The 25,346-nt window shown below is 64.4% G+C and carries 10 protein-coding genes; 5 read left to right on the top strand and 5 right to left on the bottom strand.

Annotated elements, in window-relative coordinates:
• Positions 1 to 390 precede the first annotated feature (390 nt).
• Positions 391 to 10,851: a proprotein convertase P-domain-containing protein gene (locus tag ACE191_RS12080; protein WP_400192482.1), complete on the bottom strand. Its 10,461-nt coding sequence runs from the start codon at positions 10,849 to 10,851 to the stop codon at positions 391 to 393.
• A 548-nt stretch (positions 10,852 to 11,399) separates the two neighbouring features.
• Here ACE191_RS12080 and ACE191_RS12075 point away from each other — a divergent pair.
• Complete coding sequence (locus tag ACE191_RS12075) at positions 11,400 to 12,152, top strand: hypothetical protein (RefSeq protein WP_400192481.1); 753 nt, start codon at positions 11,400 to 11,402, stop codon at positions 12,150 to 12,152.
• A 78-nt stretch (positions 12,153 to 12,230) separates the two neighbouring features.
• Here ACE191_RS12075 and ACE191_RS12070 read toward each other — a convergent pair whose 3' ends face one another.
• The 4 genes from ACE191_RS12070 to ispF all read right to left on the bottom strand — a co-directional run bounded on the left by ACE191_RS12070 (position 12,231) and on the right by ispF (position 17,862).
• On the bottom strand, positions 12,231 to 13,619 hold the full coding sequence (locus ACE191_RS12070) for a LutB/LldF family L-lactate oxidation iron-sulfur protein (RefSeq protein WP_400192480.1): 1,389 nt from the start codon (positions 13,617 to 13,619) through the stop codon (positions 12,231 to 12,233).
• 115 nt (positions 13,620 to 13,734) lie between these two features.
• Positions 13,735 to 15,378 carry a M28 family peptidase gene (locus tag ACE191_RS12065; RefSeq protein ID WP_400192479.1) on the bottom strand — a complete coding sequence of 548 codons (1,644 nt, stop codon included), beginning with the start codon at positions 15,376 to 15,378 and terminating at the stop codon, positions 13,735 to 13,737.
• A 164-nt stretch (positions 15,379 to 15,542) separates the two neighbouring features.
• The gene (locus tag ACE191_RS12060; protein ID WP_400192478.1) at positions 15,543 to 17,246 is read right to left on the bottom strand and encodes a M28 family peptidase; all 1,704 of its coding nucleotides are present in this window, start codon (positions 17,244 to 17,246) and stop codon (positions 15,543 to 15,545) included.
• A 136-nt stretch (positions 17,247 to 17,382) separates the two neighbouring features.
• A complete protein-coding gene (gene ispF, locus ACE191_RS12055) occupies positions 17,383 to 17,862 on the bottom strand; it encodes a 2-C-methyl-D-erythritol 2,4-cyclodiphosphate synthase (RefSeq protein ID WP_400192477.1) in 480 nt (159 codons plus the stop codon).
• A 229-nt stretch (positions 17,863 to 18,091) separates the two neighbouring features.
• Between ispF and ACE191_RS12050 the strand changes: the two genes are divergently transcribed.
• From ACE191_RS12050 to ACE191_RS12035, 4 genes are all read left to right on the top strand, one after another.
• A complete protein-coding gene (locus ACE191_RS12050) occupies positions 18,092 to 18,706 on the top strand; it encodes a TetR/AcrR family transcriptional regulator (RefSeq protein WP_400192476.1) in 615 nt (204 codons plus the stop codon).
• A 35-nt stretch (positions 18,707 to 18,741) separates the two neighbouring features.
• Positions 18,742 to 20,283, top strand: coding sequence for a TolC family protein (locus ACE191_RS12045; RefSeq protein WP_400192475.1), 1,542 nt, complete (start codon positions 18,742 to 18,744; stop codon positions 20,281 to 20,283).
• A 51-nt stretch (positions 20,284 to 20,334) separates the two neighbouring features.
• Positions 20,335 to 21,540 carry an efflux RND transporter periplasmic adaptor subunit gene (locus ACE191_RS12040; protein ID WP_400192474.1) on the top strand — a complete coding sequence of 402 codons (1,206 nt, stop codon included), beginning with the start codon at positions 20,335 to 20,337 and terminating at the stop codon, positions 21,538 to 21,540.
• An 83-nt stretch (positions 21,541 to 21,623) separates the two neighbouring features.
• Positions 21,624 to 25,145: an efflux RND transporter permease subunit gene (locus tag ACE191_RS12035; RefSeq protein WP_400192473.1), complete on the top strand. Its 3,522-nt coding sequence runs from the start codon at positions 21,624 to 21,626 to the stop codon at positions 25,143 to 25,145.
• The last annotated feature ends 201 nt before the right edge of the window (positions 25,146 to 25,346 follow it).

Raw genomic sequence — 25,346 nt, 5'->3', positions numbered from 1 at the left:
GGAGCCGCATCAAACCCGGGAAGTCCGTGGCCCTTTCCAGGACCTCCCGGGTTTGATGCGGCTCCACACGACAATGCCCCGCCCGGAAACCGGACGGGGTCTTGTCGTGTGGAGCCGCATCAAACCCGGGAAGTCCGTGGCCCTTTCCAGGACCTCCCGGGTTTGATGCGGGACGCTCGCGGACATTTCCCGGAGCTCCTGGAATGGAGCCGGAGCGTCCTGGATTTGGTCCGGGAACTCCTGGATTCAACCCAGGACTTCCTGGGTTGGGCCACGAGCGTCCTCGATTTGGCCGCGAACGTTCCCGGTTTGCCGGGGAGCGGCGGTTCGGGCAAACAAAAAGCCCCGCCGGAATCCCGGCGGGGCTTTTCAATCGGGGCTAAGCAAGCCTTACTGCTTCACCACGCGCACCGTGCGGGTCTGACCGGCGGCGGTCAGGCGCAGCACGTAGGTGCCGGTGGGCAGCTGGTCAACGCCGTTCAGCGGCAGCTTCTGCAGGCCTTCCACCAGGGTGGCCGGCTGACGCAGAATCACGCGGCCCACAGCATCGAGCAGCTGCACTTCGGTGGCGCCGGCGGCGGGGCTGCTCACTTCCACGGTCAGCTGGGTGCCGAACAGGGTGGGGTAGGCGGCCAGACCCAGCTGGGCCGAGGCTTCGAAGGTGAGCTGACGCGGGCCGTAGAGGGCCTCGGTGCCGTCGAGGTCGAGCTGGCGCAGGCGGTAGTAGCGCGTGCCGAGCTTACCGGCCTCGCGGTCGGCGAAGCGGTAGGCGCGCGGGCCGTCCGAGTTGGGGGTGGCGCTGGCCACGAAGCCCAGGGTGCGGTAGCTGCGGCCGTCGGTCGATACCTGCACCTCGAAACCCTGGCTGTTGCGCTCCTGCGCGGTGGTCCAGGTCAGCAGGGCGTCGGCACCGTCGCGCTTGGCCTCAAACGAGGTCAGGGCTACCGGTAGCGGGGCGGCGAAGTTGCCCAGCGTCCATACCGAGAGGTGGTTGAGGCCGGTGCGCGTCACGGTGTTGGCCGTGGCGTTGCGCGTGCCGCCCTCGGGGCGCCAGGGACCAGCCGTGGTAGCCGCGCTGAACAAGGTCAGGTTGGCTTCGGGCAGGCCGTTCAGCTCGTAAGGAGCATCGCTGTAGCGGAACACCAGGTCGACGTTCAGGTTGGCATCGTTGGTGGGCGCAATCACGTACTGGCGGCGGATGCTGGCATTGCTGCTGTTGGCGCCCGTACCGTACACCGGCTTGCCGGTCATGCGCGTCACGGTGGTAGCCCCCGGCAGCACGGCGCCGCCGGTGGTGCGGGCCGTCAGCGTTACGCCGATGCCCCCGAAGGTTTGGGCCACCCCGCCCGTGGGCGTAGCGGTCTTGCTCACGTTGCCCAGCACAAAGCTGCTGGCCGACTCTACGAGGCTGCTGGACGTGCCGCTCAGGTTCACCGCGTAGGTAGCGGCGCCGGAGTAGGTTTTCAGAATGCCGTTGGTCAGCGTGAGGGTGTTGGCCACGTTGGTGTTGGCCCCCAGGCGCAGGGTGTCGCCACCCGGTTTGTTCACCGTCAGGTTGTAGAAGGTGCCGGGGTTGGTGATAACCTGCTCGCCGGTGCCCACGAAGCTAACCGTGCCGCCGGTGAAGGTGCTGGTAGCGCCCGTGCCGGTGCGCGTCCAGTTGCCGTGTACGCTCAGCGTACCGGCGCTCATGGTCATGGTGCCGGTGCCGTCGAAGGTGATGTTGCGCACGGCCGGCGTGCCCGTGGTCAGGCTGGGGTAACGGGTCAGGCCGGTGGGTACCACCACGCTGATGGCGCTGGTGGGGGCACAGGCCGACCAGTTGGTAGCCGTAGCCCAGGTCGTTGAGGTAGCGCCGGTCCAGGTCGTCGTTTCCGTCACGTTCACGCTGAATGCGTTGCTGGTCGAGCAGTTCGTGTCGTTGGTGGTGGTGGTAGCCGTGAAGGCCGCCGCGCCCACCGGGACGTTGGTCACCGTGAATACCGACGAGTTGCCGCTGGCAACCGGGCCGGTGATAGTGGCGCCGGCCGGGCCCGTGAGGGTAGTGGTGCTGTTGGCCAGGGGCTGGGAAATTTCCAGCGACCAGTTGGCCAGCGTACCCGTGTCACCACTGCCATCGTCAAACACGCGCAGCGTCCAGGCGCCGTTGATTGCCGCGCCGTTCAGGGCCGCGGCCGGAATCGAGTACGAGCCTACGCTGGGAGCTGCATTCGTGAGGCCTTCGGTGCGGTAGGTGCCGGTAAACGGTGCCGAGCCCGAAGTGATGTTGGTGGTAGCAGCCGTGCTGAGCACCGTGTTGGTGTAGTTTTCGCTGCTGCCGCCGTTGTCGGTAGTCAGTTCCAGGGTGCCGGTGTTGCCCGGGCCCACCAGGTACACGTCCACATCACCCGCGTATTCGTGGGGAATGTTGAGCGTAACCTTGATGACGCTGCTGCTGGAAATGACGCTGCCCGCAGGAGCCCCGCTCAGGGTGATGGTCGAGGCAATGCCGGTAGTGTTGTTATCCGGGATGGCCAGGGCCGGAGCGGCGCTGCCCGAGTAGGTGCCGGCGCTGGGCGTGGTCGTTACCGTAAACGACGAACCCAGGCAGGCCTCAGTCGGGGCCGCCACTGCCAGAACCGGCGCGGTGGGTACCACGTGGGTTTCCGTGCGGGTGTCGTTGCCGTTGTTCGTGTCGTTGGGCGTGGTTACGCTCACGGCAAAGTTGTAGGTGCCGGGCGTCGACATGTCCAGCGTGGTCGTCAGGTTCACGTCGAGCGTGGCCCCGGCGGCCAGGTTGGCCCCGCTGTTGATGACGGTGGAGTAGGTCTGGGTGGCCGCACCGGTTACGTTCACCGTTACCGTTACGGGGTCGGTGCTGAAGTCCAGCGGCTCGGTACCGGCATTTTCTACCCGTACCGTTACCGTTTGCAGCCCGCTCACGCAGGATGTACCGGTAACGGGGCTCACCAGGGCCAGCGCCCGCACGTCAACCGGGGGAGCCAGGATGGTCACCGTGGCGGTAGCCGCTTCCAGATCGTCCGGCGTGGCCGTGCAGTTGGCGTCGCTCAAAGCCGTTACCGTGTAGGTAGTAGGCGAGGAGAGGTTGCCGGTGGAGAAGGTGTAGGGGTTGGTGCTCGTGTTGGTCACCGTCACCGGCGTGGTGCCGTTGGTGTAGGTGAACGTCCAGGGACCGGTACCGGTCAGGGCCACGCTGATGGTGGACGCCTGACCGGGCGTAACGGCCGTGGGCGAAGCCGTGACCGTGGCCGTCGGGCGGGCATTTACCGTCACCGAGGTCGAGGCCGTGGCGCTGCAGCCGTTGGGCGAGTTCACGGTAACCGAGTAGGTAGCCGTGCCCGCGGTGAGCGGCGTAGCCGTGGGGTTGGCCACGTTGGTCGCGCTTAGGCCGGGGCCGGTCCAGGTGTAAGTCAGGCCCGACTCGAACGCGATGGTCCAGTTGGTGAGAGTACCCGTAAATGCCCCGTCATCATCGGCCACTTTCAGCGTCCAGGTGCCGTTGGGGTTGAGGCCGTTGAAGGCATCAAACGACTGCTCGGGCAGGAAGCTGCCGGTGAAGGGCGCCGTACCGGTGGTGATGGAAGCGGTAGCCGTGGGCGAGAACACCGTGTTGGTGTAGTTGTCGTCGCCGCTTCCGTTGTCCGACGACAGATCGATGGTCGTGGTGCCGTCGGGGCCGATCAACGAAATATCTAGGTCTTCGGCGAAGCCGTGGGTGATGTTCACCGTTACCGACTTGATGGTGCCGGTGGTCAGGGCCGTGCCCGGAACGCCCGCTACGGTCACGGCGCGGCTGACGCCGGTCGGGTTGTTATCGGGAATCGCGCCGCTGGTCGAGTTGGTGAACGAGAGGTTAGCGCCGATGGCGTTGGCATTCAGCTGCGAGCTGCCGCCCAGGCAAATGGTAGCGGCCGTAGCCGTGGGCGTGGGCGTGGGCAGGGGCTTCACCGTGAGGGTGAAGGTGCGCACGGCCGAGCAGCCGCCGGGTACGCCGTCCGAAGCCGTGACGGTGTAGGTGGTGGTAGCCGTGGGCGTGATGGTAGCCGCCGAGCCATCGGGCTGGTTCAGCACCACACCCGTCATGGGCGAGTAGGTGTAGCTGGTGTAAACCGGGGCGTCGGGCGTTACCGTCACGTTCACGCTTTCACCGGCGCAGACGCTGGTAGCGCTGGGCGTAACGGTGATGGCCGTAGCCGGGGTTACGTCTACCTGTACCGGGGTGCGGCTGCCGGTGCACTCAGTTTCTACCTGCCAGTTGTAGAAGTAGTAGTAGGTCGTGCTGGTCCCCGAGATGTAACCGCTGGTGATGCTAATCTCACCCCCGGGGGTGCTGTAGGGGGTGGTGACGCCACTGGTTTCCCGGACCAGGCTGGGGCCGCTTACGGCCAGCAGGCGCATGCCCGTACCGGCCGGAATCTCGAAGTTGAGCGGAATGGCGAAGGCCGTCGTGCCCGTGCCAGCCGGAACCTCTACCGTCGTCTCCAGACCAGGAATGAGTGTTCCCGCGCTGTTGGTTACCCGGATTACCAGGTTACCGGCGGAGCCAGTGGGGTATACATCCACCGACTCCAGGGTGAAGGCCGAAGCCGCGTTAAACACCAGGCCGTAGTTGGAAGGAGCAGCGTTTGTGGTAGAAGTAGGGGCCGGGCGGCCAACGGTGGCATTGGCCGTGGCCGTGGCCGACACGAAGTACTGGCGCGAGGCCGACTGCACCGGGGTGGTGAACGAGGGGCCCGTGGCCAGCACCGTGGTGCTGCTGTTGGTGTCGTACCAGCGGATGGTGTTGCCGGCCGCAGCAGTGGCCGTCAGGGTTACCGGGTTACCCTCGCAAATCGTCTGCGGCGAGTTGGTGGCAGTAATCTGCGGGTTGGTCACCGTCACGGTCGCCACGTTCGAAGCCGGCTCGGCGCTGTTGCAGCGCGTCACGGCCCGGAAGTAGGTGGTCTGCGTCAGCGGCGCCGAGGTGTAGGTGGCCGCGTTGGCCCCGCTGATGTCGGTGAACGTCAGGTTGTCGGTCGAGCTCTGCCACTGAATGGTGCCGTTGGCGGCGCCGGTTACGGTGAGCGTCACGGTGTTGCCCTGGCAGAACGAGGTGCTTACCGGGGCAATAGTGCCGGCCACCGGGGCCGTTACCGTGCGCACAGGGTCCACGGCCAGATTGTCGTCGGCCGGGTACTGGTCGCCGGTTACGGTGGCCGTCAGGTCGAAGGTGTAGGTGCCGGCGGCGCTCATGTCGAGCGTGCCGCTGGTCAGGGTCACGTTCTGGGTAGCATCGGCCGCCAGGGTGCCGCTGTTCAACTGGGCAGACAGGGTTACCGGGCCGCCGGGCGTCGTTACCACGGCCGTTACGGTGGCGGGGTTCACGGCGAAGTTCAGCGCAGCAGTGCCCTCATTTTTCACCGTCACCGTTACGGCTTCGGCAGGCGAGTAGCAGCTCTGGGCCGCCGCGGGGGCAAACAGGGCCGTGGCGCGCAGGTTGGTGGCGTACAGGTTGCGGATGCGGATGTTATCCACAAACAGGTCGATGTCACCCGTTACCGTAGCGCCTTCGGTAGCGAAGAAGCCTACGATAACCTCCTGGTTGGCATAGGTGGCCGGCAAGCTGATAACCACGGACTGGCCGGTGTTGGAAATAGTCGTGCCGGAGTTGAAGGTGCGCAGCGGCGTGTAGGTCAGACCGCAGTCGGTGGAGATGCGTACTTCGAACAGGTCGTCGCTGTCCAGCACGTCGGCGGTGGTAGCGCCAAAGGTCGTCAGGGCCAGGTCGAAGCTGACCTCGGTGGTAGCCGTAGCCACGAAGCGCGGGCTCAGCATCCAGGCCGTTTCGTTCACGCCGTCCAGGTTGATTGCGGCCGAAGTGCCGTTGGGGCCGCTTGTTACGTTGCCGAACGAGTCGCTTACCCAGTTCGAAGTGGTACCGGTGGGCGTAACCCCCGTGGCTTCTGACCAGCCGGGGTAGAGCGTCCCCAGGTTGGTGCCGGTCAGGCCGGTGAAGTCAAGCTGCTGGGGCAGGGCGGCTACGCCGGCCTGCGTGCGGGTTACCGGGGCAATGTCGTTGTTGGTGGTGTTGGTTTCGCCCGTGGCACCAGCGGCGGCATTGAAGGTGTAGGTACCGGCGGCAATCATGTTCACCGTGCCCAGCACCACGTCGCGGGTTTCGCCGGGAGCCAGCGTACCGGTGTTGATGACCACCGGCGTGAAGGTCTGCGTGGCGGCGCCCGATACCGAGCCCGTGATGGTGGCCGGGTTGACGGCGAAGTTGATGGTGGCCGCGCCCAGGTTCTGAATGCGTACCGACACCTGTTGGGTGGCCGAGTAGCAGCCGGTAGCCGGCGGGTTGAGCAGGGCAATGGCGCCCAGGTCAACGGCGGCGGGCGTAAACTCGTCGGCGCCGATATCGGGCGTCGACGCGTTGCGGGTGGCGCCGTCGATGTCCAGCGTGATGCCGGCAATGGGCGTCGCGGCGGCGTTCAGGGCCAGGCCCGAGGCGTGCAGGTCGTTGTCGGCCGCAAAAATCGGGTTGGCGCTGATCGAGGCGGCGTCCTGGCCGGTAGCCGAGCTCAGGTTGGCCAGCGAAGTCAGGTCGCCGCCCAGGTAGCCCAGCACACCCTGCGTGCCGCTCACGTAGTAGTCGTTGTGGTTGATCTGGCTGAAGGCCGTATTGGCGGCGGCGCTGTAGAGCGCGTAGGCCTTGGCTGCTCCGCCCGTGCTCACGATGCCGTTGGCGAAGATGTTGTTGCGCACGTCCAGGTTGGTGGCCGAGGCATACACGTACAGCGCGGCCGACAAGTCGGCGCCACTGCGGTTGTAGGTGCCGGTCAGGTTCACCGAGTTGTAGTACAGGCTCACCCCGCCACCATTCAGCAGGCGAATGCCCACGTTGGCGTCGGAGGTCAACGCAGTCCAGCCCGAGGCCGCCGTTACCTGCACGAAGTTGTTGCTGAGGCGGATGTTGCTGGTCTGCGAGGTTACGCTGACCTCGATGCCCTTGCCGCCGTAGCCGCTGGTGCTGGAGGCCGAGATGCCCAGAATGCGGTTGCGGTCAACTACCACGTTGGTCACATCCGTCGCGGTCGAGGTGCTGCCTATAGACAGGCCGTAGGAGTTGTTGCCGGTGGAGGTGATGTTCTCAATCAGGTTCTGGCTGATGGTCACGTCGGCCGCGGCGGCCGAGGGACCCACGCGGACACCGTAAGCAACCGGCGAGCCGCCGATGTTCTGCACCGTATTCTGGCTGACGGTGGTCGGGGCGCCTACGGCGAGGCCCAGGCTGATGCCTGTAACCGGGTTGGTGGTGCTGGAGCCGGAGCTGGTGAAGTTGCGCACCGTGTTCTGGCTGATGGTAGCGCCCACCACGCCGCTGCTCAGGTTCAGGCCCGTGAGCGTGGCGCTGCCCGAGAGGTTCTGCACCGTGTTGCCGGTCAGCGTCGGGGCCAGGGCGTTGGTCAGCTGAATGCCGCTGCCGCCAATGTTATCGGTGCCGCTGGTCACGGGACCCACCACGTTGCCGCTGATGAGCAGCCCGTCGGTGCCGCCGGCCGAAGTGGTGGTAGTACCGCCCACGTAGATGCCCACCGAAGCGCGCACCACGTTGTTGTTCTGAATGGTCAGGTTGTCGTTGTCGGCGCCGTTGCTGCCGGCCGTGCTGCCGCCCACTGCCAGGCCGTAGCCGCTGGTAGTGGAAGTGGCCAGCAGGTTCAGGTTCTTCACCACGTTGTCGGTGGCGCCGGCGTTCAGGCCCAGGCTTTTCACCAGCACGGCCGAGCCGCCGGTGTTGCTGATGGTCCAGTCGCGGGTAGTACCGTTGGCGGTGTTCGAGCCGTCCAGGGTTACGTAGTCGGCGCCGTTGAGTACCAGAATACCGCCGCTGCTGTTGCCCGTGAGGGTGGGCTGCACGCCGGCCTCGGGCTTAATGGTGAGGCGGTTGGTGGTGCTGGCGTCGAGGTTCTGGTTGAAGGTTATCGGCGTGGTAATGGCCGGGTACGTGGCATCGATCAGGATGAAGTTGACCGCGCCGCCCAGGCCGCCGCTGTTGTAGGCTGCGGCAGCGTCGGTGAGGGTGGCGTAGGTAGCGGGGGGCGTGTGGGCGCTGACGCCCACGTAGTAGTTGCCGGCCAGAGTGGGCAGCAGGGTGTACTGGTTGGGCGTGGCCGGAGCCGTCGAGCCGGGCGGGTTGGCGCCGCTGCCGCCGCTGGGGCTAGTGCCGGCGTTGCCGTTCACGTCCTGGGCCGCCACGTAGTACTGAATCACGTCCCCCGGGGCCACGCCGCCCAGGGCCGCGTAGTTGATGGTGAAGGTGTAGCTGTTGCCGCTGGTGCTGCTAGCCGCGGCGCTGGTGTAGGCGCCGCTGCTGCCCTTGCGGTAGTAAATCCGCGGGGCGCCGCCACCCAGCTCCACGCCGCTGGCGTCGGTGATGGTCACCACCAGGTTGCGCGAGGGCGTCACCACGGTGTTGGTCAGCGGGGTGTACGCGATGAGCGGGGCCGTCAGGTCAACGCCCGTAAACGAGCCTTCGTCGGCACCGATATCGGGCGTCGAGGCGTCGCGGGTTTCCTGGTCGAAGTCCAGCGTGATGCCCGCGATGGGGGCGCCGCTGCTTTCAATCTGCGTACCCACGTTGGGGTTGATGTGCAGGAACTCGGGGCTGGCCCCGTCGGTGCTCAGGAAGGGCGGGTTCTCTGTTACCGACAGCTGGTCGCGGTTGCCCATGAAGGTCTTGTAGGCCGCCAGGGTTTGCTGCGGGTTGGTTGCCGTGGTGGTGCCCTCCACGTAAATCAGGCTGGTAGCCGAGGGCGTACCGGCGTAGAACAGGTTGTTATTGGAGGTAGTGGCGTAGTTGGCCGGCACTGTGCCGGCGGTGCCCGATACCCGGCGGAAAGCCGCCGCGTAGCCGCCCGTGCCCTTGGCCACCGAGGTGTTCACCACCACGTTGTTGCGCGCGTTCAGCGTGGGCGAAGTCGAACTCAGGTAAATGCCCGAAGTACCGAACGTTGCGCCCGAGCTGGTGCCCTGGAGGTAGACGGTGTTGTAGTACAGGTTGATATTGGTACCACCCGCTATCAGAACGCCGCTAACGGCCAGCAGGCTCGTAGCTGCTGGGGCGCGCAGGTCGCCCACCAGGTTGTTGTGCGCCGTAACGGTAGTGCCTGAGCCGAGGTTGAGACCGTTGACCGTACCGCCGGCATTGCTGGCACTCAGGTCGTAGATCTTGTTGCGGAAGATATTGGTGGTTGCGCCCCCGCTGGTGAAAATGCCGTGCGCCGCGCCGCTACCCGTACCGGTCACCCCGATGCTGAGTCCGCTGATGGTATTCTGGTAAATTTCCTTGTTGGCGGTAGCAGCCGGCCAAGTGCGGATGCCTACCACAATATGGCTTGTAGAGGTGCTGGCACCTACGATGCGCAGGTCGGCAAACGTATTGTCGTAGATGTTTTCTAGCGTCGCGCTGCTGTTGCTGTAGTAGCCGTACAGGTTGGCTGCTGTCGTGCTCGACGTGCTGCTGAAGGCGTTGTCGGTAACTGTGTTGCCGTTTACCGTGTAAGCGCCGGAGGTTATGCGCAGGCCGTAGAAGGTGCCACCGGCTCCGGTATTGCGGTTGCCGGTTATCACGTTGTTGGCCATGGTCACCGTGCCGCTGCCAGCCGTGTGGTAGATGGCCGAAACCACACCGGTCGAAACCGTGGAGTTGTTGCGCACCGTGTTGCCCGACATGACGATGGTACCTGCCGAGGCGTCGTTGACAATGTAGTTGATCGTGTTGCTGGCCGCTGACAGCACCGAGTTCTGCACGGTATTGTTGGTGATGCTCACGCTGGTCAGGGCCGAGGTAGCGGCCTGCCGAATACCGTACACCGTGCCGGTGCTGGCGCTTTCCAGCGAAATCGTGTTGTTGTTGATCAGCAGCGTGCCCGTAATTCCGGTGGTGGCGCTGGAGCCGATGCTGATGGCCTGCAGCGTACCCGAGCCGGTGTAGCCGGCCGGTACCGTCACCGTGTTGTTTTCAACCTTGAAGTCTTTCTGATACTCGCCCCGCAGGCCGTGTACCGTGCTGGAGCTGCTGCCGGTGCCCAGGCCAGTTACGTTGTTGCCGGCGGTGGTGCCGATTTCGTTGCCGGTATCGGAGTTCGTTGCCGAGGGACCCTGGAAGAAGATACCCTGGTAAGCGCTGACCGTGTTGCCGTACACCTTATTGAAGGAGTTGGCGCCATCGGCGCTGGTAGCAGCCAGGCCGGTGTTGGGCGCAGCAGCAGTGGAAGGAGCACTCCAAATGGCAACGGTGGCCGTGTTGATCCGGTCGAGCGTAACGGTGCTGTTGCGGATGGTTACGTGCTGGCAGCCATCAGTAGCCGAAGCCCGGAACAGCGCGTAGCCATACTCCATCTGAGTCGTGGTCGTGACGTTGTTCAGGCGTTCGGTCAGGTCAATGCCATTGAAGGTCACGTAGTCCGAGCCCGACAAGCGAATGATGCCGTCGGTTGAAGTGGCGCCCGTACCCGTACCCGTGCCGGCGGCGATGATGGGGTTGGCCCCGGTGCCGGACTTTTGAAACACGAGCGGGCTGGCGGCCGTACCCGTAGCCGTCAGCACGGGTAGCACCGTGTTGTTGGCTTCCACGTAGCCCGCGGCTACGTTAATGGTGAGGCCGCCCGCTGGCACGCCGTTGGCGTTCAGGTCGGTGAATGCGGCCACGAAAGTGGCGTAGTCACCGGGCAGGGTGCGGGTGGTCTGCGCCCAACTCAGCTGCGGCAGCAACGCCAGCAGTGCCAAGCTCAGCAGCCGACCCAGCCAGCGTCCCAGTGGGTCGGGTTTGTACAAGGAAGGGTGCTTCCTGGTAAGTAAAGGTGTGTGCATAAAAGAAAGAAAAGGGAAGGTTGAAGTGCAAGCGTACAGGGCTGCCCCGGCCCTCGAAGACGCGACGAAGCCGCGGCCCAAAACGGTCGGGGGAAAGCAAAAAGGGACGGTGGGGAGCCGTAATGCGTGCCCAGGCAGGGCTACGGCTCTAGCTTCGGCACAGGGGCCGGGTAATCAGGGCGTAACGACGAACCATGCAGTCGGGGTGGGGTGGCAGAGGAAGGAAGGCCGGTGGGGCAAGAAGGTGGACCTTGCCGTTCGGAAAACTAGTGATTTTATTGGATCAATTGGATACCACAAGGGAAGATAATTGTGCGGAGTCTATATTGAGTGCAAGCAAATAAGCTTGTCTATACCTGCTGATTGCAGGGGGGCAGCCTATCCGGCGCATAAACCAGGGGCAGCGGTATCGTTTTCGATTCAATTGAATTACCGGGGGAGGGGCCCGGCGGGAAGCGGCAACCTCGGCAGTCTACGCCAAAAGATGTGATGCGCCGCCGGCTGGCCCGCCGTAGCTTTGTGACCTACGCTCCGCTACCCGCCTCATTATGAACCTTTCCCTGCTTCGCCAGCTGCTGCCCGCGTTGTTGCCCTTGGTCCTGGGGGCCTGTTCATCGACCAGCCGCATCAGCATGGTGGTGCCGGCCCCGCTCACCGGTACGGCACCGCTCGAGGTCGAGCGCAAGCAGGGCTTCAAGCACAGCTACCGCTTCGGCGACTTTGCCACCACCAGCGTGCGGCCTGGCTGGCTCACTACCAGCACCCGCTCGAGCAACCTGCGCTGGCTGGCCCCGGTGTGGTTCGACCAGACCCGGGCCCGGCGCAAGTTTTCCTTTACCATGCAGCCCGCTACGGGCGAGGTGTGGCAGGTGCAGGGCGCCTACTACGCCTGGAGCGAGGACCTGACGGTGACGCCCAACACCCGCGTGACAACCGGCATCACGCTCAACCAGGAAGACGTGTACAGCAGCGTGATTCAGGGCCCCGGCCAGACCTGGCAGCTGCTGCTCGAAAGCCAGAGCCAGCTGGGCGACCGGCCGCAGTTTGCCCAGGGCACGCTCAGCAACGGCGACTCGGTGCTGCAGGTGCGCCCCCTGAGCCAACTGCTGCGCAAGGACGGCCGCCCGATGAACCTGCCCTTCGGCGTGCCGGTGGGCTACGAGTTCCGCCGGCCCAACGGCTCGGTGGTTGCCGCCGTAGAGCTGATGGGCCGAGGGAGGGTGTGGCTGGCCCCGGGGCTAGCGCCGGCCCTGCAGGCCCCGGTAGCCGCGGCCGTCACGGCCATGCTCATGCGCGACTAAGCCCGTGAAGGTCGGGCGCAAACCCAAAACGGCCGGGCAATTCCCGGCCGTTGCTGTTTGTAACCCGATGGGCGGAACCTACTTCTTGGGACGTTCCTTCCACAGCTGGCGGAAGGATTTGGGGGCTACCTGCACGGCGTCGCGGCGCTTGCTCCAGCCTACTTCGCCCAGCAGACGGCTCAGCACCCAGTTCTTGCCCGCCACCGGTGCCAGGTTCCACAGCCAGCGGCGCTTCATGCCGTAGAGCCACAGTCGGATGGCGCGCTGCTCTTCCTTGTCGGTGAGATTCTCGCGCACGGCCTGCTGGCGGTTGAGCAGCAGAATGTTGTGGATGGGAATCTTGACCGGACACACCGAGGTGCAGGCCCCGCACAGGCTGGAAGCGTAGCTCAGGTGCTTGTTTTCCTCGAAGCCCGCGAGGTGGGGCGTAATCACCGAGCCGATGGGCCCCGAGTACGTGGCCTCGTAGGTGTGGCCGCCGATGTTCTTGTACACCGGGCACACGTTCAGGCAGGCGCCGCAGCGGATGCACTGCAGGGCCTCGCGCTTGTCGGGCTGGGCCAGCAGGTTGGTGCGGCCGTTGTCGAGCAGCACCACGTACATTTCCTCGGGGCCGTCTTTTTCCAGCGGCTGCCGCGGCCCCAGGTACACGGTATTATACACGGTGAGCTGCTGGCCGGTGCCGCTGGTGCTCAGCAGGGGCCAGAACAAATCCAGGTCCTGCAAGCTGGGAATCAGCTTTTCGATGCCGACCACCGCAATGTGGGTGCGCGGGAAGGCGGCCGAGAGGCGGGCGTTGCCCTCGTTCTCCGTCACGGCCACGCCGCCCACGTCGGCTACCAGGAAGTTGCCGCCCGTAATGCCGATTTCGGCCGTGGTGTACTTGCCGCGCAGCAGGCGCCGGGCCGTGGCCACCAGTTGCTGGGCGTCGTCGGTGGGCTCAATCTTGAGGTGCTTGACGAAGATGTCGGCAATGTCCTTCTTCGAGAGGTGCATGGCCGGCGTCACGATGTGGTAGGGCCGCTCGCCGTTGAGCTGCACGATGTACTCGCCCAGGTCCGTCTCCACCGATTCCACGCCGTTCTGCTCCAGGTAGTGGTTGAGGTGAATTTCCTCGGTGGTCATGCTCTTGGCCTTCACTACCGTGCGGGCCCGGCGCCGCTGCACAATGCGCCCGATTTCGCGCAGGGCCTCGTCGGCGTTCTGCGCCCAAATGACCTTGCCGCCGCGCTTGGTGAAGTTCTCCTCCCACTGCAGCAGGTACTGATCGAGGTGGTTGACAACCTGGGCCTTGCGGTGCGCGGCCCGCGCCCGTGCCAGCTCATGGTCGCGGTACCAGCCCAGGCCCTGCTGCACGGCGGCGTTGTACTTGCCGATGTTGAAGCGGATTTTGCGCCGGTGCTCCAGGTCGAAGGCTTTCGAGTCGGAGTCGGCAAGAAACTGGGTGGATTTGGCAACGGCAGGCATGGCAGCACAAGGTCGGCAGAGGTGGCAATACTACTAAAGTAAAGCGCGGAAGCCTGACGAGCGTTCCGCCCGGCCCGGCATGCTCGCTAAGCCCGCTGGCCGTCAGTGCCGAAAATCAGGGTTTGTTGGAGTCGACTACCAGCCGTTGGTCGCGGTTGGCCACTTCCCAGGCCGTGTGAAACACCAGCCGGGCGCGCTTTTCCATCAGCGGAAACTCGATGCGGTCAACCTCGTCGGTTTCCTGGTGGTAGTCGGCGTGGTCGCCGGTGGTATAGAAGATGACCGGAATCCGGTGCCGGGCGAAGTTGTAGTGGTCGGAGCGGTAGTACACCTGCTCGGGGTCGTTGGGGTCGTTGTAGCGGTAGTCCAGGCCGAGCTGGGTGTAGCGGCGGTTCACGTCCTCGCTCAGCGCGTGCAGCTCCGACGACAGCTTGTCGGCGCCTACCAGGCACACGTACTGGTCGCCGGGGGCGTGGTTTTCATCGGTGCGCCCAATCATGTCGATGTTCAGATTGGCCACCGTCTGGGTTAGCGGCACCACGGGGTGGGCGGCGTAGTACTCCGAGCCGTAGAGGCCCTGCTCCTCGGCCGTCACGGCCAGAAACAAAATGCTGCGGCGCGGTCCGTGCCCGTCTCGCTGCGCCTGCACGAAGGCCTGGGCCAGCTCCAGCACCGCCGAGGTGCCCGAGCCGTCGTCGTCGGCGCCGTTGTAAACCTTCCCGTCGCGGATGCCCAGGTGGTCGTAGTGGGCCGATACCACCAGCAGCTCGTCTTTTTTGTCGCGGCCTTCGAGGTAGCCCAGCACGTTTTCGGTGCGGAAGGTTTCGGTAATGCGCGGGGCGCGGATGACCACTTTGGCGGGACGAAAGGGCGACTTCACCGGCTGACCAGCCTTGGCTACCGCGTTCTGGTACCGGGTCAGGGCCGCGGCATCGGTACCCAACAGGGCCAGGCCGACGGGCGTCGAGACGAAGAACGTGGCGGCCCGGGCGGGTTGAGCTTGGGCCGCCGGGCTTGGCAGACTTAGGCGCGGGCGCTGCAGGTAGGGGCGGAAGCGGGTCAGCGCCTCGGTGAAGCTGGTCGCGTCGGGGTTGAGGAAGATGACGCTGCGGGCGCCCTTGGCGGTAGCCAGGGCGGCCTTGGCGCGCGAGTCGAGGCTCCACCTGCCGGGCTTGCCCTCGGGGGCGAGCAGCGGCTGGCCATCCTTCAGCGGCTCGCCCAGCAACGCTACCAGGTCCTTGCCGCGCACGTCCAGCCCGGCGTAGTCGCTGTAGCCTGCCTGCTCGATGCCGTAGCCCACGAACACCGGCTGCAGGGTGGTTTCCTGGGCGAAAGGTGAGTCGCCGCTGGAGTAGAAATCAGTTAGCCAGCCGTACCGCTGCCCGCCGATCTGCAGCTGCATATGCTCGGTGGCCCAGCGGCTGCGCTCCATGCTGAAGGGCTGCAGGTAGGAGTTGGCGGGGTCCTGCCCCGGACCCTTCAGCCCCAGCTCCCGAAACTGCCGAGCCAGGTAGTCGGCAGCCATTTTCTGGCCTTTCTCGCCGGTTTCGCGGCCCTCGTACTCGTCCGAAGCCAAGATGGTGAGGTGGCGGCGCAGGTCGTCCTGCGTGATGGTAGCCGCGTAGCGCCGGGCCGGGTCGGCCGCGGGCGGGGCAGGCGCGGCCTGCTCGGCCCGGGCCTTTTTCTGGGGGCTGCGTTGGGCCGCGGCGGGCGCGGCCAGCGCGGCGGCCAGGGCCAGGGCGTAGAGGTTGCGGAGCATAAGAGCGGGGTTGGAGCACTAAGGTCGCGGGGCCGCCGCCAAGGTTGCCCACCAGCTGCGCCCCGATCAGCGGGGAGCCGCGCGCCGACCTGCAAAACGCCGAAGGCCGGTTGGGCTGCTCGGGGCAGCCCAACCGGCCTTCGGGTAATCAGCCAGCGGATGGGTTAGGGCTTGTTGGAGTCGACCACGATGCGCTGCTCGCGGTTGGCCAGCTCCCAGGCGGCGTAGAACACCAGGCGGGCACGCTTTTCCAGCTTGCCGAACTCGATCTTGTCGACCTCGTCCTTGGGGCCGTGGTAGTCGTCGTGCACGCCGTTGAAAAAGAAAGCCACCGGAATGCCGTGCTTGGCGAAGTTGTAGTGGTCGGAGCGGTAGTAGAAGCGGTTCGGGTCGCCGGGGTCGTTGAAGCGGTAATCCAGGTTGAGCTGGGTGTACTGCTGGTTGGCCTTCTCCACGATGCTGTGCAGCTCGGAGGAAAGCTTGTCGGAGCCGATGACGTACACGTAGTCTTCCTTGCCCTCGTGCTCCTTGTCGGTGCGGCCCACCATGTCGATGTTCAGGTCGGCCACGGTCTGGGCCAGCGGAAACACGGGGTGGTCAGTGTAGTACTCCGAGCCGAGCAGGCCCTTTTCCTCGCCGGTTACCGTCAGAAACAGCAGGCTGCGGCGCGGGCCGTGGCCTTCCTTGGCGGCCTGCACGAAGGCCTGGGCCATTTCCAGCACGCTCACCGTGCCCGAGCCGTCGTCGTCGGCGCCGTTGTGCACCTCGCCGCCGATGATGCCGATGTGGTCGTAGTGGGCCGATACCACCACGATTTCGTCGGCCTTGTCGGTGCCCGGCAGAAAGCCCAGCACGTTCTCGGTGGTGAAGGGCTCCACCTTCTTGGGCGCGTTCAGCACCATCTTGGCGGGCTTGAACTTGCTGGCCACCGGCTTACCGGCCTTGTTTACGGCCGCGGTGTAGGCGCTCAGGCCGGCTTCGGTGGTGCCCAGCAGCTTGGCTCCCACGGCCGGCGACACGAAGAAGTTGGCGGCGCGGGTGTTCTTGGCGTCGTCGGCAAACTCGATGCTGGGCTTGCCCAGGTAGGGCTTGAGGCGGGCGGCAGTTTTGCTGTAGCTGTCTTTGGGGCCGGTGTACACGAAGAATACGCTGCGCGCGCCTTTCTGCGAGGCCAGGGCCGCCTTGGCGCGGTACTCCATGCCCCACTTGCTGGGCTGGCCGTCCTTGCCCAGCAGCGGTTTGCCGTCTTTCAGCGGCTCGCCCAGCAGTACCACCAGGTCCTTGCCCTTCACGTCGCCCAGGGCGGCGTAGTCGCTGTAGCCTTCCTGCTCGATGCCGTAGCCGGCAAACACCGGCTGCAGCGTGGTTTCCTGGGCAAAGGGCGAGCGGCCGTAGCCATAGAAGTCCTGCATCCATTTAAAGGTCTGCCCACCGACTTTGATGGTGCCGGTGCCCGTCCAGCTGCTGCGCTCCATGGTGAACTGCTGCAGGTAGGGGTTGGCGGCGCCTTCCACCGGGCCCTTCAGGCCCAGCATCTGGAAGTGCTTGGCAATGTACTCGGCGGCCAGCTTCTGGCCTTTCTCGCCGGTTTCGCGGCCCTCGTACTCGTCGGAAGCCAGCACGCGCAGGTGCTGCTGCAAGTCTTCCTGGGTGATGCTGTTGGCGTAGGCGGCGTCCCAGTTCACGGGCAGCGGCGCCTGCCGGCCGGGACTGGCCGGCGCCTCGGGGGCGGGCGTGGCGGCCGGGGCCTCGGTTTTGGCTTTGCGCTTGACTTTCACCTTGCGCTTGGCGGGCGCGTCCTGCGCTTCGGCCGAAGTGGCCAGCAGACCGGCCGCGAGCAGCAGCGCCGGAAACAGTTTATACGACATAGGCAAGGCGCCGCAGAACGCGGCGCAACGGTTGAGGTGAGTAAACGGGAAACCCAAGGACGGCGCGGGGCCGGCGAAGTTGCCCCAAGATAGCCGTTTGCGGTTTTCGGGCCGGCGGCCGGGCGGAGCGGCGGGGCTAGGGGCGCACGATGAGCACGGTGGCGTAGGCCGACACGCCCTCCTGCCGGCCCACGAAGCCCAGCTTTTCGGTGGTGGTGGCCTTGATGCTGATGTCGTCTTCGTCGACGCCCATGACTTCGGCCAGCACCCGCTTCATCTCGGGAATGTGGGGGTTCACCTTGGGCTGCTGCAGGCAAATGGTCGAGTCGATGTTGCCGACCTGGTAGCCGCGCTCGTGCAGCAGCGCCACCACGCCGCGCAGCAGGCGCTTGGAGTCGATGCCCTTGTACTGCGGGTCGGTGTCGGGGAAGTGAAAGCCGATGTCGCGCAGGTTGGCCGCGCCCAGCAGCGCGTCGCAGATGACGTGGATGAGCACGTCGGCGTCGGAGTGGCCCAGCGCGCCGTGGGTGTGGGGAATCTGAATGCCGCCGAGCCAGAAGGGCAGCCCGGCCTGGAGCTGGTGAACGTCGTAGCCGAAGCCGGTACGAATGCGCATGAGCAGGGGAGTAGGAGTGAGGCCGCGAAGGTACGCCGGCAGGCCGAACGGGCCGGCGGGTGGGGCAGCACCCGGGAACCGCCGAAAAAAAGTACAGGCGGCTAAAGTAAAACGACCCGGTAAACGACTGCGCTGGAAACCCGCGCCGGCCTCCCCCGATCATGTGGTAAAAAAAAGATGGAAACTTTGGATTCATTAAAAGTTTCCGCCGTACCTTTGCGGCGTGAGTATGGAAATCAAGGACCGGATCTTACTGGCAGCTGTCGGGCTCTTCATGTGCAAGGGCATCCGCAGCGTTTCGATGGATGACATTGCCACCGAGCTGGGCATGTCGAAGAAAACCCTCTACAAGTGGTTTGAAAACAAGGACCAGATCGTGCTGGCCGTCATGCAGGCCCACATTGGCAAGCAGGAGCTGGACTGCGAGCAGGTGTTTGCCGCCGGCGAAAACGCCCTGGAGGCCATGTATAACCTGATTAAGTGGCACAAGGAGATGCTCAGCAACATTCACCCGAGCATTTTCCACGACCTGCAGAAGTACTACCCGCAGGCCTGGGCGGTGTTTGAGGAGCACAAAAACACCTTCATCCTGCAGAAAACCGCCGACAACCTGCGCCGCGGCGTGCAGGAGGGCCTGTACCGCGCCGACCTGGACGTGGACGTGCTGGCCCGCCTGCACCTGGCCGAAATCGAGCTGATGTTCAACAACGCGGTATTTCCGCCCCGGCAGTTTGACGTGCAGCGCGTCAACTCGGTGATGGTGGAGCACTTTCTCACCGGCATCTCCACCCTCAAGGGGCACCGCCTCCTCAATCAGTACCGTCAGGTGACGGAAGAAGAATAATCATTTCTCGCCCTCTCAACTCACCCATTCGCTTTATGAAACAAGCGTTCCGCCTACTGCTGCTGCTAGCAGCCTTGGGCTTTCTGGGGCTCAACCAGCTGCTGGCCCAAACACCCTCCACGGGCCAGCCGGTAGCCTCCACCACCCCGCTGCCACTGAGTCTGCAGCAGGCCATCAGCTACGCGCTGGAAAACAAGTCGACCCTGCAGTCGGTCCGCCTCAACGAGAAGGTGGCCCAGGCCCGGGTCGGGGAAATCCGCTCGGCCGGCCTGCCCCAGGTCAACGTCAACGCGGCCGTGACCGACAACTTCAAGCTGCAGAAGTCCCTGGTGGACTTTTCCAGCCTGGGCGGCGGGGGCGGGGTGCTCGACGGCACCACCCTCACCCAGGCCGACCTCGACCGCGTGCAGCGCGGGGAAGTGGTGACCCTGGCCCCGGCCTACACGCCCATTCCGGCCACCGGCCCGCAGCCCATTGCCTTTGGCCTGCGCTACGCCGGCAACGCGGCGGCTTCGGCCTCGCAGATGCTGTTCAACGGCTCCTACCTGCTGGGCCTCAAGGCCGCCAAGGTGTACGAGCAGCTGTCGGTTAAGCAAACCCAGCAAAGCGAAATCGACGTGGCCGAGCAGGTGTCGAAAGCCTACTACAGCACCCTGGTGGCGCGCGAGCGGCTGGCCCTGCTGGCCCGCAACGTGCAGCGCCTCGACACCCTGCTGTTCCAAACCCAGCAGACCTACAAGGAAGGCTTCGTGGAGAAGCTCGACGTGGACCGGCTGCAGGTGCAGGTAAACAACCTGAAGATTGAGCAGCAGAACGCCCAGCGTCTCATCGACCTGAGTGTGGCTTTGCTCAAGTTCCAGATGGGCCTCGACCAGCGCCAGCCGGTGGAGCTGACTGACCGCCTCGACGAGGCCATGGTGGCCGCCGAGCGCAGCAACCTGCTCAGCCTCAGCGAAGGATTCAACTACAGCAACCGCATCGAGTACTCGGTGCTGGAAACCCAGCGCGACCTGGCCGTACTCGACGTGCGCAACCGCCGCGTGGGCTACCTGCCCACCCTGAACCTGGTGGCCGCCTACGGCTTCACCGGCTCCGACCCGCGCTTCGGCGGCCTGATGGAGTTCCGCGGCACCTCGTCGCGCAACGAGCGGGGCTTCGCCAACCAGAACTGGTTCGGCTTCGGCAACGTGGGCCTGCAGCTGCAGATTCCGGTGTTCGACGGCTTCCGCAAGAAGTACTCCATTGAGCAGGGCAAGCTGGCTTTGGAGCAGGTAAACAAGGGCTTCACCACCCTGCAGCAGAGCATCGACCTGCAGCGCGTGCAAACCCAGACCTCGCTGCAAAACACCATGGACGTGCTGGCCAACCAGAAAAACAACCTGGCGCTGGCTACCGAGGTGGCCCGCGTGGCCAAAATCAAGTTTCAGGAGGGCGTGGGCTCGAACCTGGAGGTGATTACCGCCGAAACCGACCTGCGCCAGGCCCAGACCAACTATTACGCTTCGCTCTACGATGCGCTGGTAGCCAAGGTGGATTACAACAAAGCCGCTGGTACGCTGTACCAGGGTAAGAAATAAGGGCTTAGCTCTGCACGAACCGTCATCAGCTGCCCCCTCAACCTGCTTATTATGAACCGTCCGGCCCAGCAAGCTACCGCCCTCCAGCCGACCGTGAACCGCACCCGCTCCATGAAATACACTACCTCTGCCGCTATGCTGGCCCTGACTTTGCTGGCGGCCTGCGGCCAGAAAGACCCGGCTGCCGAGCTGGCCAAGCTGAAACAGGAAACCGCCGCCAACCAGGCCAAGATTGCCGAGCTGGAAGCAAAAACCGGCAAGCCCACCGAGGCGGCCGTGAACGTCGCCCCCGTGTCGGTTATCAGTGTGCAGCCCGAAAGCTTCACCAGCTACCTGGAAGTGCAGGCCCGCGCCGACTTCGACGAAAACGCCAACGTGTCGCCCCGCGTGCCGGGCGTGCTCACCAGCATCCGCGTGCAGCGCGGCGACCGGGTGAGCAAGGGACAGGTGCTGGCCACCCAGGATGCCGCCGTGCTCGAATCGGGCATTGCCGAGCTGCGCACCCGCCTGGAGCTGGCCCGCACCGTGTTTGAGAAGCAGGACCGCCTCTGGAAACAGCAGATCGGCACCGAAATCCAGTACCTGCAGGCCAAAAACAACTACGAAGCCCTGCAGCGCAGCCTGGCCACCCAGCAGCAGCAGCGCGCCATGTACAACGTAGTGGCGCCCTTCAGCGGCGTGGTCGACGAGGTGCCGGCGAAAGTGGGGGAGATGGGCAACCCCGGTATGCCGGTGGTGCGCCTGCTCAGCGGCGGCAGCGGCAAGATCGTGGCCGACGTGTCGGAAAACTACGCCAACACCATCAAGGCCGGCGACAAGGCCCTGGTGAACATCGCCGACCTGGGCGTGACGGACGTGCCCTCGACGGTGCGCACCGTAAGCCGCACCATCAACCCGGCCAGCCGCACCTTTTCGGTGGAGCTGCGCCTGGCCGGCCCGGCCGCCCAGCAGCTGCGCCCCAACATGGTGGCCACCGTGCGCATCCAGAACTACAGCAAGTCCAACACCACCGTGCTGCCGGTTGATCTGATCCAGAAAGACGAAGAAAACAGCTACGTGTTTGTGGTGGAAGACAAAGGCGGCAAGAAAATAGCGGCCAAGCGCGTGGTGCAGACCGGTGCGACCTACAACGGCAAAACCGAAATTACCAGCGGGCTGAACGCCAACGACCAGGTGATTTCGGCCGGCTACCAGAACCTCAACGAGGGCCAGACGGTGTCCCTCGCCGGCAACCTGGCCGGGCAAGCGGGCGCCTAGCGCACGGACCGGCGGCCGGGGCCGCTACAACCTGCCCCAGCCGCGCGGCCTGACACGACTCACTTCCTAGCTTCTGACTCCTCATGCAGGATATCGAAAAAGAGTTTGGACCCACCAGTTGGTCCATTGATAACAAGACCAGCATTTACATCATCACGCTGCTGCTGTGCGTGGCGGGTATCTTCTCCTACATCAAGCTGGGTAAGGAGAAATTCCCGGATATCGTCATTCCGCGCATCATCGTGGCCACGGTGTACCCCGGTACCTCGCCCACGGACATCGAAAACCTGGTGACGCGCCAGCTTGAGAAAGAAATCAAGTCGGTGAACGGGGTGAAGAAAATCAACTCCACCTCCAACCAGGACTACTGCATCGTGGACGTGGAGTTTAACTCCGGCGTGGACGTGCAGTACGCCAAGCAGCTCATCAAGGACGCGGTGGACAAGGCCAGCAACGAGCTGCCCAACGACCTGCCCACCCCGCCCACCGTGCAGGAGGTAAACCTCTCGGAGCTGCCCATCATGCAGATCAACCTAGCCGGCAACCTGCCGGCGTCGCAGCTAAAAAAGCTGGCCGACGACTTCCAGGACAAAATCGAGGCCCTGCCCGAAATTACCCGCGTCGACATCATCGGGGCCCTGGAGCAGCAGGTGAACGTGGACGTGGACATGTACAAGCTGCGCGCCTCGCGCATGAGCTTCGCCGACATCCAGGGCGCCATTGGCCGCGAGAACATCACCATCTCGGGCGGCTCGGTGGACGTGGGCGGACAGACGCGCGCCGTGCGCGTGGCCGGCCAGTACGTCAACGCCGCCGACATTGCCGACATCCAGGTGAAGAACCTGAGCGGCTCGGCCGTGCGCCTGGGCGACATTGCCACTGTGGAAGATGCCTTCAAGGAGCGGGAGTCCTACGCCCGTCTCGACGGCAAGCCGTCCATCACCCTGAACGTGATTAAGCGCCAGGGCGAAAACCTCATCGACGCCTCCGACAAGATCAAGGCGTTGGTGGATGACTCGAAGAAGAGCCTGCCCGGCGACCTGCGCATCACCATCACGGGTGACACATCCAACGACACCCGCGTCACGCTGCACGATTTGATCAACACCATCATTATCGGCTTCATCCTGGTGACGGTGATTCTGATGTTCTTCATGGGTACCACCAACGCCCTGTTCGTGGGTTTGTCGGTGCCGATTTCGATGTTCCTGGCTTTCCTGGTGCTGCCCATGTTCGGCTTCGCGCTGAACATGATCGTGCTCTTCGCCTTCCTGCTGGCCCTGGGTATCGTGGTCGACGATGCCATCGTGGTAATCGAAAACACCCACCGCCTGCTGCACGAGCACCCCAACCTGACCACCGCCCAGGCCGCCAAGTTTGCCGCCGGCGAGGTGTTCATTCCGGTACTGGCCGGTACGCTCACCACCGTGGCGCCCTTCGTGCCGCTGATGTTCTGGCCGGGCATTGTGGGTAGCTTCATGTTCTACCTACCCGTCACGCTGATTCTCACCCTGATGTCCTCGCTGATCGTGGCCTTCATCATGAACCCGGTGTTTGCCGTGTCGTTTATGGAGCGCGAAGACCACCACTCCGAGCACAGCAAGCCCCGCGTGACGCGCAACCTGCTGATCTGGACCGTTGCGCTGGTGGTTCTGGGCATCCTGTTCAACGTTGCCGGCATTGGCGGCCACATGGATGCTGAACAACGGGCGGCTGCCCTGGCAACCGGAGCCGAAATGCCGGGCTTCTTCAAGCTGCACGGCCACTTCATCGGCAATCTGCTGCTGACCGTAGCCGCCTTGATCTGGCTGAACACCTTTGTATTCAGTAAGGGCATTGCCTGGTTCCAGACCAAAGCGCTGCCGCGCTTCATGGATGGCTATGCCAACCTGGTGCGCTGGGCCATTGGACACCCGGTGCTGGTAATGGTAGGAGTAGTGCTGCTATTCTTCGGCTCGTTTGTAGCCTTGGGAATGCGCAGCCCCAAGGTGGACTTCTTCCCTAAAGGCGACCCGAAATTTGTGTACACCTACCTGAGGATGCCGGTGGGTACCCGCGTAGAAGTAACCGACTCGGTGGCCCGCATTCTGGAGCGCCGCATCTACGGCGTCATTCAGCCCGACGGCAAGCCCAACCCCGACGTGGAATCGGTCATCACCAACGTGGCCATCGGCGCCGGCGACCCGGGCGAAGCCACGGCTACGGGCGTGTCGCAGTCGCACCTGGCCAAGGTAGCCGTGGCCTTCAAGGAAATGAGCGAGCGAACCGGCCCCGAAACCCGCACCTACATGGACAAAATCCGCGAGGTGGTGAAGGGCATTCCCGGCACCGAAATTTCGGTGGACCAGGAGTCGAGCGGCCCGCCCACGGGTAAGGAAATTGCCATTGAGGTAGCCGGCGACGACTACCCCAAGCTGGCCGCGCTGTCGAAGGACGTTATCAAGTTCGTCAACTCGAAAAACATCGGCGGCATCGAGCAGCTGCGTTCCAACCTGGAAGACCGTAACCCGGAAATTGCCGTGAACATTGACCGTACCCGCGCCAACCGCGAGGGCATCAGCACGGCCCAGATCGGCATGGAGGTGCGCACGGCCATCTACGGCTCGGAAGCCAGCAAATTCAAGACGCCGGATGACGAGTACCCGATTCAGGTGCGCTACGCCAAGCCCTACCGCGAAGACGTGGACGCCATCCTGAATGCGCCGCTGACCTTCCGCGACGCCACCGGCCAGATGCGCCAGGTGCCCATCAGCTCGGTAGCCGATGTGAAGTACGGTACCACCTACGGCGGCATCAAGCGCAAGGACGTGAAGCGCGTCATCACCATCTCCTCGAACGTGCTGTCGGGCTTCACCGGCCCCGACGTAGTACGTCAGATCGAGACGGCCCTGAAAGCCTACCCCACGCCGGCGGGCTACACCATTAAGATGGGTGGCGCGCAGGAAGACCAGAAGGAAACCTCGGACTTCCTGCCCATTGCCGGCCTGGGTGCCCTGGCCCTGATCTTCCTGATTCTGGTATTGCAGTTCAACTCGTTCAGCAAGCCGGTTATTATCCTCTCCGAAGTGCTGTTTTCCATTGCCGGCGTGTTCTGGGGCCTGGCTATTACGGGCATGAATATCAGTATTGTGATGACCGGCGTAGGGGTAATTGCCTTGGCAGGTATCGTAGTAAAAAATGGTATCCTGCTCGTGGAATTCACTGACATCCTTCGCTCCCAAGGCATGCCGCTGCGCGAGGCCATCGTGCTGGCCGGCCGCACCCGCCTGAACCCGGTAATCCTGACGGCTACCGCCGCCACGCTGGGCCTGATTCCGCTGGCCATCGGCCTGAACCTGGACTTCTACGAAATGTTCGCCGCCTTCGACCCCCGATTCTTTATCGGTGGTGAGTCGGTAGTGTTCTGGGGCCCGCTGGCCTGGACCATCATCTTCGGCCTGGTTTTCGCCACGCTCATCACCCTGGTAGTAGTACCGGTGATGTACCTGCTGAGCGAGACGCTGAAAGGCAAGCTGACGGGCAAAAACCCCGACGCCCTGGCGCAGCCGGTAGCCCATGAGGAGGAAGTGGAAGCCGCTCGTCCGCCCATCCTGGCCGAATACTAAGCCTGGCTCTGATCCAGCCCGGCGGTGCGGGCGCGTGGCCCAGTGGCACCGCCCCGCCGCCGGGCGCCGGGGGCCCAACCGGGGCCGCTGACAAGAGCATGCAACCTTTTTCATCCGGCCCGACTCCAACCTACGGCCACCGGCCGTTCGCTGGCAGCCCCCCGGCTTTATTTCCCTTCATCATTCTCCCCACCACTGTCG

It is taken from the genome of Hymenobacter sp. B81 (assembly GCF_044628455.1).
Lineage (GTDB): Bacteria > Bacteroidota > Bacteroidia > Cytophagales > Hymenobacteraceae > Solirubrum.
Note: the sequence above shows the minus strand (reverse complement) of the source record. Positions and strands in the feature narration are given on the sequence as shown.